This window comes from Chlamydia sp. 12-01 (assembly GCF_042234205.1).
Taxonomy (GTDB): Bacteria; Chlamydiota; Chlamydiia; order Chlamydiales; family Chlamydiaceae; genus Chlamydia.
The window spans coordinates 1173946-1186785 of sequence record NZ_CP114174.1 but is presented as its reverse complement, the minus strand read 5'-3'; the positions used below and the strand labels follow the sequence as shown (position 1 = coordinate 1186785).

The window sequence follows — 12840 nt, the reverse complement described above, 5'->3', positions numbered from 1 at the left end:
TAGTTTTTTTCATAATGCTTAAGTTTATTTTATGAAAGACCTTGAAGATTTATCTACTGCTATTTCTTAAAAATCTTCTTCTTCCTCACCACTAGAAGACAATCCTTTTAATGAAGTAGTTAATTTCTTCACTTCATTTTGTAGAGCTCCAGAACCCACTATATCTTGAAGTTGTTGTACATTTTTAATAAACCCTTCTTCATCATTATCATCTAAATTTGTAATATTTGAGAATAATTGAGCTGTTGCATTTATCATATCATCTAGTGTGTCTGGATTTACTGTTAATTCTACTGTAACACTCTCTCCTTTTGTGGGATCTCCCTGTACGTTAGTAGAGAATAGATTCTGAAAACGTTCTGGTGTAAGGGTAGATAAATCAACTGGTTGTTTGTCTAAATTAGATGCTGAAGTTTCAAAATCTTTAGAATCTACAGAACTATTTTTTAATTTTTTATAACGATTACAGCAGCAGCAGGGACTGATTTTCTGCCATAATTTTTGTATTGCCATAAGTATGATCTTTGTAATTAGTAGAATAATACCCAGTCCTAAAGTTTCTATAATTCCAGTTAGGGTATGAAGGAATAGTTCTTTTGTACTCGTTGTCAGATCTGTATCACTATTTATAGTTGACCATATGCTATACAATCTACCCAGTCCTGAGATTGTTCCCAAGATAGGTGTAACCTTCTGAATTTCCAATATACCCGATTTACGGAATACACACGTTTTTTCTGAGAAATCCCACTCCCAATCAATAGATAAAATACCGTAAGAAGTACGCACAAAACTTGAACGGAGTAAATAAGAATAATTTTTTGTTGCATTATAGAAACTATCATTATCTGGATATTTATTAATAAACATAGTTATATTTTTCGTTTTTAATATTGAGCGCGTAGCATTTTATGTTTAATTTTAAATATTTTCAATTGTAAATATAAAATTGGTTTTATATTTAATAATTTAATATTGTTTTAATAGTTTATTATTACAATCAGAGAAGATGGGGATTATGATCTGTAAGGACAATATAGAGATTAGGAACTCTTGTGTATTTTCTTCTATCTAAGAGCATCTAATATGTGTGGAGATGTACGATAACAATATATGTAAAATAACAGAGGTCATAGTAGTGGAATCGCTGTGAATTCGATTTACTACTATTCTTAAAGAATCAGCATTAGCGTTTTGAGAGATTTGTCTTATTAAAGAGTAAAAGGAAATAGTAAGAGGCACTATATCAATAGGAGGGAGACTCTTCTCTTATATTTTTATTGATAAGAGATGGTATAGGAGAAGAGGTTCAGATTTTTTTGATAATACTTAAGTTTAATTCATAGAGAACTTTTAAAATACATTCTCTGACTTATTCAGATACTTCGGACGTATCATTGTTCTCAAAAGACAATGGTTCTAATAAACTTAATCCTGTTGCCACACCAGAAGCTATATCGCTAACTACGCTGTTTGCTGTTTTCACACCTAAGTCTTTAAGCTCTGACATTACTACATTTGCAGAGTTTTTCAAAGTCTTAAAATCTGTTGTAAGACTCGTGGTGATTTCCCCTTCTTTTGAGAGGTCTCTATACACGGAAGTACAAGTGATATCTTTCAATGGTCTTGAAGAACTCGAATCAAATTTCAGATTCTCACGATTTTGTAAGCCTTGATATCGGTTAGAGCAGCAACAATAAGAACGAATTTTCTCCCACAACTTCTGTACGACTATCAGTATGATCTTTGCGATTAGTAGAATAATACCCAGTCCTAAAGTTTCTATAATTCCAGTTAGGGTATGAAGGAATAGTTCCTTTTTACTTGTGTCATTATCTTCAGTTGACCATATGCTATATAATCTACCTAGTCCCATGATTGTTCCAGAAATGGGCATAAACTTCTTGATTTCCGACACATTCCTTGGAGAAAAAATTCCTTCAGCTATTCTGAGGTCCCATTCCCATCTTATGAACGCTACACCACTGTGATCGCGAACAAAACCCGAACGAAATAGAGAACAATAATTTTGAGTTGCATTATTAAAACGTTGATCATCTGGATATCTATCAATAAACATAACTATATTTTCACTTTTAAATACTGAGCGTGAAGCAGTTTATATATAGATCAAAATAATTTCAATTATAAACACAGAATCTCAAATCAAGTTATTAATATTTAATAACTTGCGAATTTAATCATTCTAGAAACCTTTGTTATTTAATGGTTTATTGTTAGACCATTTGTAGGATTGGGAATCATAATCCACAATTTAATTTATCGATGAGAAATTCACGGAAGTCTTCTGCTGATCCTTTATCTTTTCTTATAAGAAGAAGCAGGTCGGCGAATTTTACAAGAATGAATGCTAAAATAATGTAGAGGATCTTTATGATTAAAGTAACAAATCCTAACCCACAGATTTCGATAATCCCTATGAGCGTATGAATAATTTTATCTGTGCAGTTATCTTCAAAGGTGTATGTAGACCACACACTATAGAGTCTGCTTATCCCCATGAGTATCCCTATGACGGGTAAAGCGCGTAAAATTTGTATATAGAGACCATCCGAATCTAAACTATTCAACTCGTCAGAAATGACCCAGTCAAAGTTCCATGTTTGCAATCCAAATTGATTGCGAACAAAACCAAGTGTAAAGAGTGCGGGATAGTTTTCTGTTGCATTATAAAATTCTGAATTATCTCCATAGGTGTTTATGAACATAAGAATATTCTCGTGGGTTGATTTTATATCGTATAAGGAAATATCTGCTAACTGTGAGAGACGGATTGCTGTTCCTAGGGTAATCTTGAATGCCCTATGATATCGGGGGAGGGGACAATGAGGTTGTGAAAGATTCTTTTAGGAAATAACTGCGAATACTATCTGAAAAATATAAATAAAAATCTAGTATTATAAGACATACCTTTTATCCAGAGTGTATTAACGAATGCGCTATATTTGTAGAAATGCTAGTCGTATTTTGTAATTTTAATAATCTAGAATGAATACATTAAGTATAGCGTTTTCCACTTGTTCTGCCGTATTAGAGTCTTTTGTTATTAATCGAACACATGGAGGTATGATGATTGCAAGAAGGGTTCCTAGGATGAAGTGAAAGATTTTCATGATTAAAGTGACAATGCCCAAACCACAGATTTCGATCAATCCAACTAATGTGTGGGTAATTTTATCTTTTAGCCTATCGCTACGAGCGTTTGTAGACCACGCGCTGTAGATTCTGCCCATACCCATAATCGTTCCTATAATGGGAAGAGCACGTAACATTTGTGTTCCGAAACCATCTAGATCAAAAAAATCTTCAGGGTCAGGGGAAAAACAACACTCATATTTCCAACTTATGAGCGAGCTGTCATCTCGAACAAAACCAAGTTTAAAAATCTTGGGATAGTTTTGAGTTGCATTATGAAATTCGTCGTTATTGTTATAAGTATTTATGAACATAAAAAATACCTTATTAACTTAGGTTATTAAAATATTTATTAGTCGAGTGTGATATAGGAGTTATTATATAAAATCAGTATTCAATTAAATGTTTTGGCGAAACATTTTACTTCTATTTGTAAATAATTTCAATTATTTAGTTTGTTTAGTAATAAAAATACTTATTTTGTAATCTTAACTGTTATCAAATGTGAATGGATCGGTTAAGAGATATTTAACTTCAAATGCACGCTATTAACCAAATACTAACTTGGCGACTGCTGCAACTGATCCTGTAAAGATACTTTAAATCTAGAAGTAGATGATTTTATAATTGTAAAGACGGTCCCTATATCTATATGAGTGGTTATCATAATTCCTTATTCAGGATAGGGTTGTATAAACAGTGTACTTTAGCTCCACGATGATTCTTAATTATAGGCGACTTTCTTGGAGCTTGTGTACTGTGTAATTATCGTTTTTTGAAAATGTAAGATTAATAAGATCTTTCTAAGATAAAGTAGAAAATTCTTATGATTACTCGATGGTGCCTAATCCGCAGATTTCGATCAATCCAACTAATGTATAAATAATCATATCTTTTAGACTATCCTAGAATCTTGTGTAGGCCAAATACTATAGATTCTGCCCATACCCATAATCGTTCCGACGAGGGGAAAAGAATACGTAAAAATTGTGTGCTAGGAACGTCTATTTCATAAAAATCTTCGATATCATCAGACCTTATCCATTCATATTTCCAGTCTTTAAGTTCTTCTTCATCGCGTACAAAGCCATGTCTAAAGAGTGTGGGATAGTTTTGAGTTGCATTATGAAATTCTGAGCTATCTTTATGTTTATAAACATATTTATTTTTATCTATTCTAGTAGTATGGTTATATAATTTTTATTGATACCCGGATAACTATAATACTTGTTTTGCATTGTTAAATTCTTAATATTCTATATTTAAATGAGAAAGAATCTGTCTGAAGATGGCAAATTCGGAAGAAGTATAGAGATAATTGTATACATCAGATGTTTAAGAAATTCGAAGATATAAAAAGTTACTGTTGTGATTATTTTTAAACTTAAAGCTATTATACCCAACCCCAAGGTTTCTAATACTCCAGAGAGAGTATGGAATAGAACATCTTTATATCGATCTTTAGGATCTCGTGTGGACCATAAACTATAAAGTTTACCACATCCCAAGATGTTACCTATTATAGGAATACAACGGATGAAGAGTTCTTTGATTTCATCAGTATTAGTAACGTCGATTATCCAATCTATAGTATAAGGTTGCATATGAGTTTCAGATCTGATGAAGCCTTCCTTAAATAACCAATTGGTATTTTGGTTATTACAAAAAAACTCCGAATTATTTTTATAGATAAAACAATTCATATTTATACTCAGAATATGTTGGCATTATTAAGTATAGGGTAGTTTATTATTGGTTTTTAGAATTAATAATTCAGAGATATGGATTATTATATAGTTTTGAAAGAGGTTTTCTATATTGGAAAACTCAATGGAAAAGCTAAACTTATTTTCCAATAAAAATCAATTTTTTATGATATATTTTAATTGATATAAGCTTAAGTAATTTGCATTAAATAAATAATGATTCTAAAGAGAAAGAATTAAATCTCATCATTTAAAATCTGTTTTCGGATACCTTTCATAACTTCTTGCATATGATGTAGATTATGGATAGAAGCCCAAATTCCTGCGTTGGGTTCGTGGACTTTGAAAAGATGCCGAAGATAGGCTTTGGATATGTTTGAGGTGCATGTTAGACATGTGCATTCTGGATCTATAGGGGAAAGGTCATTAGCATAGACTTGGTTGGCAATTTTGATAGGCCCTTGAGATGATAGAACCATGCCATGACGTGCAGCTTTGGTTGGATAGGAACTATCGAAAGAATCTATACCAAAGCCTACTGTAGTACTTATAGAGGGGAGATCCCCTATACCTAAAAGATGAATAGGACGATCTTTAGATAAATACGAGGTTGTTATGTCGATAATAGGTACCATTTCATTTAGATTTCTGCCTAAGCTACCTCCAATGGCAAACCCATCAAAAGGATGATCTTCAACAAATTGACAACCAATTTTTCGTTGTTCCGGATCTATACCTCCATGGATCACTCCATACATAGATTGGTGTCTAGGATCTTTTTTATGGTAATCTAGAGAACGTTTTTCCCATGCGTAGGTTCTTGAGCATGATGATAGGAAATATTTTTCATCAGAATGAAAAGGTAGAAGTTCATCTAGAGGAATAATGATATCAGCACCAAGATCTTTTTGAGCTTTCACAGAAACTTCAGGAGATAGGAAGAGTTTGTGTCCATCTCTGTAAGATTTGAACCATACACCCTCGTCAGTGATCTCTAAGATGGATGACGAGCCTTTCTTTTTCCCACAGCTTTTGATTTCTTCTGCTACAGATCCGTAAGCAAGACTAAAGATTTGGAATCCTCCAGAATCGGTAATTATTGGAGAATTTCTATTAATAAATTTATGCAATCCTCCCATGGCAGCAATGGCTTCCGTCCCAGGATGAACCAAGAGATGATAGGTATTACAAAATATCAATGGAATATTTGTGTGGTCTACAACACCTTTTAAAGCACCATTTGTTGCCACGGGAACAAAAGCTGGGGTGTCTATAATTCCATGAGCAGTTTCTATTTTTCCTACACGTGCTCGTGATTTTTTGGATTGATGGAGGACATGAAATTTTAATGCCACGATTAGGAACCTGAGATTGCATCCCTGGGGAAAAGCTACTATTTCCCATCTCATTTGAAAATAAGAAAATAAGCGTACTGGGCTTATGTTTTCCTGTAAATAAAATTTCTGTGGAAGTGGGTTGTAATCCGATTGAGGTAGTAAAAGCACATTCAAAATGACTGAAAAAATATCAAAAATTTAACTATATAAAGTTATGCTTCTTGTTTCTTTTTGAAATATTTACCGAGTACAACAACAGGAACCGATATGGCAATAACGCAAATTTTAGTGATGAAAGAAAATAGAATCACATGAGTGAGGTTGGATACAGTTCCATAGAGACCCAGGAAAGAAAACAGTAAGGTATCTAAAATCTGTGAGAAAATTAAAGATATAGATGAGCGAGTTCCAAAAGCTTTATCTTGGAAAAGGTTCTTTAGATAGGAGAAGAGTTTAAGATCTATAATCTGTACAACGATTACAGTGGTCAAAGATGCTAGGATTAGTCGTAGTGTTGGTGAGAAGAGCGCTATAAAATGATTTTGGGTAGTATCATTTGGAGAAGGCGTAAGTGCAAGATGCAATTGCGTTAAAAGAAGAAAAGCTATGGTTACAACCCATGAACCTATCATAGCTTCATTTACCTTATTTTTCCCATAGAGTTCTCTAGAGAAATTTAAGCATGATAGTATACCAATCATATAAACGTCTGCTGAAGTAACTTCTAGGCTATATAGAACGATTTGTTTTAGCACAAAAACATTCATAATTACCGATAGGGTGGTTAACCATCCTGTCAGCCATCCTATATTTTTAGAGGAAAAAAATATTCCAGCGAATACGATAAACACAGTTTGTAGTATGAAGATTATTTCATTATACAAAATAGCACCTTTTTGATTTAGGACGTTGTAGGTGTAAGATTCCTAGAAACATAAGTTGCGAGCATGAAGATAACAGATCAACAAATGATTTAAAAGTATAGAAGGGCTAAAACTTAATTTGTATCTATTTTATTTAGAATTTACAATATTGCTCAAAGATTGTTGAGATCATGTTAAGGATATATAAAGAGATTTATGTAATGAGAGCCATAAGATCTCTTTATAGAAAGAAAAAACCAAATTTTTTGTTTAATGTTTGCTACGAGTTAGGAATGCTAGGCCGGCTATTTAGAATAATCTCCGGTTACCTAGAATAATCCATAATGTAGTTGTTATAATAATTTTAACTACAAGTAGGAGGATTCCTAGACCGAGAGTTTCTAAGATACCTGCTATTGTATGGGCAACGATATCTCTTGTTCTATCATTGCTTCTATCTTTAACAGCGTAGATACTGTGAAGATGTGCTATTCCTAGGATAGTACCTAAAATAGGAAGAGAAGCTAATATCGTACTTTTAATTTCTCCTGAGCCGGGAAAGCGCCAACAGTAAGCATGGTAAGCAACACCATCCCCGTTACGTGCGTAGGCAGTTTTAAATAGATTTGGGTGATTTGCTGTACCCTTTAAAAAATCAGTATTTGTTGGGTAGCTCAAGTTGAACATACTTTTTCCTCTAAATTATACAAGTTGGCGAAGTATTTTAACTCATAAGTCGTTAAAATGCAAATACAAATTTGCTATTGAGGGGTGTTCCTTCTGTAGTCTGAATTACTAGGTGAATAGGGCTTTGATAAGGAAAAGGCGCCACTCTTAACTCAGGGAAATACACCACTGAGTTTATGGCAAGGATAGATAAGGAGATCCCATATTAGACCCCCTTATGGAAAGAGCTAGGTGTATTTGTAACCTAAGGATTTTGTTTAATTAATCCTACTTTAGTTCCTATGACGCAGATGGCGCAGAGGATTGCTGTCATAGCTAGGATGATCATTTTGACTGCGAGCAGGAGAATTCCTAGTCCTAGCGTTTCTAGAATACCTGTTATCGTATGGATAACGATATCAATTATTCTATCATTGCTTCTATCTTTAACAGCGTAGATACTATAAAGACGAGCCATCCCACGGATAGTACCTAAAATAGGAACAGCGCTTAGTAAAGTAGATTTGAGGTCCTTATCATCACTTATAAACCAGCAGCTTAAGTGGCAATTGATACCCTGACGATCACGTACATAGGCAGTTTTAAATAAATTTGGATGATTATTGCTTGCATCCCATAAAAAATCAGCATTTGTTGGGTAGCTCAAGTTGAACATACTTTTTCCTCTAAATTATACAAGTTGGCGAAGTATTTTAACTCATAAGTCGTTAAAATGCAAATGAAAATTTGCTATAGAGGGTGTTCCTTCTGTAGTCTGAATTACTAGATGAATAGGGATTTGATAAGGAAGAGGCGGAAATACACCACTGAGTTTATGGCAAGGATAGATAAGGAGATCCCATATTAGACCCCCTTATGGAAAGAGCTAGGTGTATTTGTAACCTAAAAATTTTCTTTAATTAATCCTGTTTTAGTTCCTATGGTGAAGAAGAGAATTCCCATAGCTAGGATGATAATTTTGGCTATGAACAGGAGAATTCCTAATCCTAGTATTTCTAGAATACCTGTTATCGTATGGACAATGATGTCTGATGTCTTATCCTCACTTCTATCTTTAACAGCGTAGATACTATAAAGACGAGCCATCCCACGGATAGTACCTAAAATAGGAACAACATTTAATAGAGTAGATATAAGATTATCCTTACTATCTATAAACAAGCACTCTGTGTGGGAATTGATAGTCATACTACTGCGTACGTAGGCAGTTTTAAGTAGATTTGGATGATTTGCTGTATTTTCTTTAAAATCAAAGTTTGTTAAATAAGTAGTAAACATAGCTTCCACCCTCTAAAAATATATAAACTAGAGAAGATTATAACGCATAAGTTGTTAAAATAAAACTGTAAATGATAGAAATGGAAGGAGCTTCTCCTTCCAAAAAGGGGGAAAAATAATGTTTACACAATTGGGTCTATTTTGAATGACAGGGTTTTGTTAAGAAGGAGATACTCTTCTTAACAATATGGAATACTAGGGCAGTTATCCCGATGGCAATAAATATGAGGATTCCTAGAACAGCAAGGGAGATGTCTAATACTAGGCGGAAGAGACCCAGGCCTAAAATTTCCAGAATACCGATTGAGGTATGCACTATTAGATCTTTTGTAGAATCTTGACTTCTATCTTTGACAGACCAGATACTGTAAAGGCGTGCTATCCCGCGGATAGTTCCTAGAATAGGAATCGTACTTAATAGTAAGGATTTCAGATCCTTTTCACTAATAATTTGTGCAGTTACATTATCGCGTACATAGGCACTTTTAATTAAGTTAGGGTGGTTGATGGTTCCTGCTAGAAAATCTGTAGGTTTTTGATAACTATTGATGAACATAATTTGCTCTGTTAGGTTTTATCGATGAATTAGAATCTTAACAGAAATCGTGAAATAACACTAGAAGACCTATCTTTATGAAGGATAAGGGAATACTGCATACTCAACATAAAGGAAGTTTAGATTATTCGAACTTCATTAGTTAAACTTTTAGTGAGAGTAGATTCAAATAGTTCTTTGAAACAGATTTGAGAGATGATGCACAGGAAAAACAGAAGCAATATCAAGATATAGAAAACTGTTATAACAATTTTTACCACCAAAAGGATAGCTCCTAACCCCAAGAATTCTAAAACTCCCGTAATTGTATGGATAATCGTGTTGTTTATCTGTTCTATAGTTCCTTTAACAGACCAAACACTATAAAGACGTGCTAAACCACGAATACTTCCCAAAATAGGGATAGAGGACAGCAGAGAGGCTTTCAAACTTTGATAGCTAACTATTATCCAACAAAGTTCATGGGATTCTGTTGATTCAAGGTTAGTAGCATAGCCGCTTTTGATCCATTCCGGATGGTGTGCAGTTTTTTCTTTGAACGCAAGATGACTCGAGTATCTTGAAGTAAACATAATCTTATTAAAAAATTAATTGACTAATAGCTTAGTGTTTAAATGATTAAAATAAAACCGGAAATGCGAGATCTTGAAAAGTAGCGTTTCCTTGAGACTTTTTCAGATTATCTAAGCTCTATTTAGCTAATGGTTGTATTGGGTAAACTAGACTTTATTTGATGATAGATACTCTTTCTAATGAATTCACAGAGTTTTGTAATTGATATCCAAATTATACTTAAAAAGATAACAATAATTATGAGAATCATATGAACTATTCCTAATCTTAAAGTTTCTAAGAACCAATAAAGGAATGTACCATTAAAGCTGAGAGAGTATCTTCGCTTTTATCTCTAACAGACCAGATATTGTAAAGGCGTGCAAACCGCAAATATTTCCTAAAATAGGAATAGAACTTAGTAAGGAAGATTTCAGAGAATTGCAAGACAATAACACTAAATCCTCTATACCTATCTGTAAGCATGGACTATGACCAATTATAGCTTTGCGTACGTATGCATTTCTTATAAAATGTGGATGTTTTTGGGTTTGGTAAAAAAATCTGAACTAGTCTCGTATGTTAATAACATCGTCTTTCCTGAGTTAAAACTATTGAGATTGTAATCTCTAAGGCAGTAAACATAAATCAATAAAACATTATGAGTTTTTAAGTTCAAAGGTTGTTCACGTTTTTATTGGGTCAAGAATGAATAGGAATGATTGTGTCGGCTTTAAATAGAAAAAACCCCGCAAAGGAGGTTTGCGAGGTTTCTCAACAAGTAATCTAAAATGTATCTTAGATCTTAAAATTATTTATTTGCTGGAATTAAAGAATTAATAGGCTCTCCATTAGCAAATACTGTTGTATTGATATATTCAGTTGGGAATTGATCGCCGTAGAGAAGGGTGACTTCTTCGGTATTGATGCTATTCCAGATTTCTAGAAAGCGTTTTTGATCGGGTAGAATATCTTGACGAGTTAACAAAGCTGGATTTGTTACTGAGAACATAAATCCAAGACTATAGACAGTCATGTGGTTATTTTTTTTAGATACAATCACAGGTACTAAACTATGTTGAGGATAATGTTTACATAACTCAACAAATGTTTCTTTTTCTACACCATATAAAACAGCTGACATAGAAGCATCTTCTTTGGAATTTCCTAAATCTAAGGCAATAGCATTGAGTTCTGCATAATTTTTTGCAGAACCATCTTTTTTATCTGTACGGGCATCGTAATTGAAAATACGCTTAGTTTTGTTAACGTTTACTGCAGTACTCCAAACCATTTTTCCGTGAGTTTCAAATTTGAAAAGATTCATGAGATCATCGTAGATTACTACAGGAACACAATTCATTTGCTCGGATAAACCCCAAGCTGTTTTGATAGCATCCCAGACTTGATCGGTATTGGAAGTCTCTTTGAAACTAGGAGCTGCATCTCTAGCTTCTTCAACTAGACGTTTCTCTGGAGTAAATACGTCATCAGGAGTACATCCAGTGATTAAAATAGAAAGGGAAGCTAGACATAAAGCACCCAATAATCTGATTTTCGATAGAAAGAAGTTTTGTGTTCTCATATCCTTACCTCATTCGCAGTTTTTAGTTTAAAAGCAAAAGACCCTAACAACTTACAAATTTGTTTGCGATAAAAAACATCATATTAAAATAAAAAAATATTACCCAGATGGTGGTGAAAAACCGATTTTCAGTAATAATAACCTAAAGAAAATCTTCTTAAATTATTGATTTTTTTATCGTTTATTTTTCGCTATATTTTTGAATGTTCCTACAGATCCTAGTCTGGAATTTTTATTCGACGACTCATAAAATTGATTTAACTATCTGTTTTCACAGCGGTATCAGAAGGCATTTTTAAGGATGAAGAAGATTCGAAAGTTTCTGTAAAAGCTTCCGAAGGAGCGAATGCAAGATTAAGTTCATGGGTTTGTAGTTGACTTTTCAACTCGTTTATCTCAGCCTCTGTTTCCTTTAAGCGTTTTCTTAAAATACCAGAGAGCCCCTGTTCTATACTATTAACAAAGAAAAGTATCCCAATACTAATAAATACAATTCCTATGAGAATCAAAGCTGAAGACAAGGCAATTGTTGTTGCGTTTAGCATACTAAGACCGTTAAGAAAAAAAATTGAAACGAAGATTGAAACTACAGTAGAAAAACCTAAAACAATCAACATGGTATCTAGAAATAATCTAAGAGATGATCGATGTTGAGATAAGTTTATATCTACTCCGGTAGAGCTTGTGGTTGAGTGAAAAGAGGACAGATTTTTATGTTGTGTAGGTATTGGATTTGACATGCCGAATCCCTAATTGGTTTATTAGTTTTGGTTGAATAGGATATATAAATTTTTTTTTAACCGCAACGGGTCATCTTAATTCTTAAGAGTAGCGAATAGTCCATCAGAACTCATGAGTGAAGGAAAGATATTTAATCTCATTGAGATACTAGTTCTCTTCTCTTTTTTCTGTAATATTTTTTTTTGAAATTGAATAAGTTCGATAGGAGTGTTGTTATCTTCTTATCGCCGTCTTAATTTTTAGATAAATCTGGTTGAGACATGTGTGTTGAATTGTCCATTAAAATCTTTATTTCTAAAGGATTTTCCCATTATTTAGGAATGTACCCATACTAAGCGTGTATTGCTATACTCAATACATTAAATAATTTAAGAAATTT

At 33.3% G+C, this 12840-nt stretch carries 14 protein-coding genes; all 14 read right to left on the bottom strand.

Features of this window, described 5'->3' with window-relative positions; translation table 11 throughout:
- Positions 1 to 66 precede the first annotated feature (66 nt).
- Positions 67 to 870 (bottom strand): hypothetical protein, encoded by an 804-nt coding sequence (locus O1W69_RS05120; protein ID WP_375793480.1) that lies wholly within the window; start codon positions 868 to 870, stop codon positions 67 to 69.
- A gap of 502 nt (positions 871 to 1372) precedes the next feature.
- On the bottom strand, positions 1373 to 2080 hold the full coding sequence (locus O1W69_RS05115; RefSeq protein ID WP_375793479.1) for a hypothetical protein: 708 nt from the start codon (positions 2078 to 2080) through the stop codon (positions 1373 to 1375).
- A gap of 181 nt (positions 2081 to 2261) precedes the next feature.
- The gene (locus O1W69_RS05110) at positions 2262 to 2729 is read right to left on the bottom strand and encodes a hypothetical protein (RefSeq protein WP_375793478.1); all 468 of its coding nucleotides are present in this window, start codon (positions 2727 to 2729) and stop codon (positions 2262 to 2264) included.
- 267 nt (positions 2730 to 2996) lie between these two features.
- Entirely contained in the window at positions 2997 to 3470 is a 474-nt protein-coding gene (locus tag O1W69_RS05105) for a hypothetical protein (protein WP_375793477.1), read from the bottom strand.
- A 948-nt stretch (positions 3471 to 4418) separates the two neighbouring features.
- Positions 4419 to 4859 (bottom strand): hypothetical protein, encoded by a 441-nt coding sequence (locus O1W69_RS05100; RefSeq protein WP_375793476.1) that lies wholly within the window; start codon positions 4857 to 4859, stop codon positions 4419 to 4421.
- Between the two features lie 239 nt (positions 4860 to 5098).
- On the bottom strand, positions 5099 to 6217 hold the full coding sequence (gene tgt / locus O1W69_RS05095; protein ID WP_375793475.1) for a tRNA guanosine(34) transglycosylase Tgt: 1119 nt from the start codon (positions 6215 to 6217) through the stop codon (positions 5099 to 5101).
- 194 nt (positions 6218 to 6411) lie between these two features.
- A complete protein-coding gene (locus O1W69_RS05090) occupies positions 6412 to 7083 on the bottom strand; it encodes a queuosine precursor transporter (protein ID WP_375793474.1) in 672 nt (223 codons plus the stop codon).
- Between the two features lie 288 nt (positions 7084 to 7371).
- On the bottom strand, positions 7372 to 7749 hold the full coding sequence (locus O1W69_RS05085; protein ID WP_375793473.1) for a hypothetical protein: 378 nt from the start codon (positions 7747 to 7749) through the stop codon (positions 7372 to 7374).
- Positions 7750 to 7993: 244 nt separating this feature from the next.
- Entirely contained in the window at positions 7994 to 8404 is a 411-nt protein-coding gene (locus O1W69_RS05080) for a hypothetical protein (RefSeq protein ID WP_375793472.1), read from the bottom strand.
- Between the two features lie 227 nt (positions 8405 to 8631).
- Positions 8632 to 9027, bottom strand: coding sequence for a hypothetical protein (locus O1W69_RS05075; RefSeq protein ID WP_375793471.1), 396 nt, complete (start codon positions 9025 to 9027; stop codon positions 8632 to 8634).
- Between the two features lie 136 nt (positions 9028 to 9163).
- Positions 9164 to 9583, bottom strand: coding sequence for a hypothetical protein (locus tag O1W69_RS05070; RefSeq protein ID WP_375793470.1), 420 nt, complete (start codon positions 9581 to 9583; stop codon positions 9164 to 9166).
- Between the two features lie 119 nt (positions 9584 to 9702).
- Positions 9703 to 10155 carry a hypothetical protein gene (locus O1W69_RS05065; protein ID WP_375793469.1) on the bottom strand — a complete coding sequence of 151 codons (453 nt, stop codon included), beginning with the start codon at positions 10153 to 10155 and terminating at the stop codon, positions 9703 to 9705.
- Between the two features lie 791 nt (positions 10156 to 10946).
- Positions 10947 to 11720: a hypothetical protein gene (locus tag O1W69_RS05060; RefSeq protein WP_375793468.1), complete on the bottom strand. Its 774-nt coding sequence runs from the start codon at positions 11718 to 11720 to the stop codon at positions 10947 to 10949.
- A gap of 257 nt (positions 11721 to 11977) precedes the next feature.
- Positions 11978 to 12460, bottom strand: a complete 483-nt coding sequence (locus tag O1W69_RS05055; RefSeq protein ID WP_375793467.1) for a hypothetical protein — start codon at positions 12458 to 12460, stop codon at positions 11978 to 11980.
- Positions 12461 to 12840 lie beyond the last annotated feature (380 nt).

Coding starts and splice junctions, on each gene's coding strand:
- O1W69_RS05120 (WP_375793480.1), bottom strand. CDS start 870: ATGTTTATTAATAAATATCCAGATAATGATAGTTTCTATAATGCAACA.
- O1W69_RS05115 (WP_375793479.1), bottom strand. CDS start 2,080: ATGTTTATTGATAGATATCCAGATGATCAACGTTTTAATAATGCAACT.
- O1W69_RS05110 (WP_375793478.1), bottom strand. CDS start 2,729: ATGTTCATAAACACCTATGGAGATAATTCAGAATTTTATAATGCAACA.
- O1W69_RS05105 (WP_375793477.1), bottom strand. CDS start 3,470: ATGTTCATAAATACTTATAACAATAACGACGAATTTCATAATGCAACT.
- O1W69_RS05100 (WP_375793476.1), bottom strand. CDS start 4,859: ATGAATTGTTTTATCTATAAAAATAATTCGGAGTTTTTTTGTAATAAC.
- O1W69_RS05085 (WP_375793473.1), bottom strand. CDS start 7,749: ATGTTCAACTTGAGCTACCCAACAAATACTGATTTTTTAAAGGGTACA.
- O1W69_RS05080 (WP_375793472.1), bottom strand. CDS start 8,404: ATGTTCAACTTGAGCTACCCAACAAATGCTGATTTTTTATGGGATGCA.
- O1W69_RS05075 (WP_375793471.1), bottom strand. CDS start 9,027: ATGTTTACTACTTATTTAACAAACTTTGATTTTAAAGAAAATACAGCA.
- O1W69_RS05070 (WP_375793470.1), bottom strand. CDS start 9,583: ATGTTCATCAATAGTTATCAAAAACCTACAGATTTTCTAGCAGGAACC.
- O1W69_RS05065 (WP_375793469.1), bottom strand. CDS start 10,155: ATGTTTACTTCAAGATACTCGAGTCATCTTGCGTTCAAAGAAAAAACT.
- O1W69_RS05060 (WP_375793468.1), bottom strand. CDS start 11,720: ATGAGAACACAAAACTTCTTTCTATCGAAAATCAGATTATTGGGTGCT.
- O1W69_RS05055 (WP_375793467.1), bottom strand. CDS start 12,460: ATGTCAAATCCAATACCTACACAACATAAAAATCTGTCCTCTTTTCAC.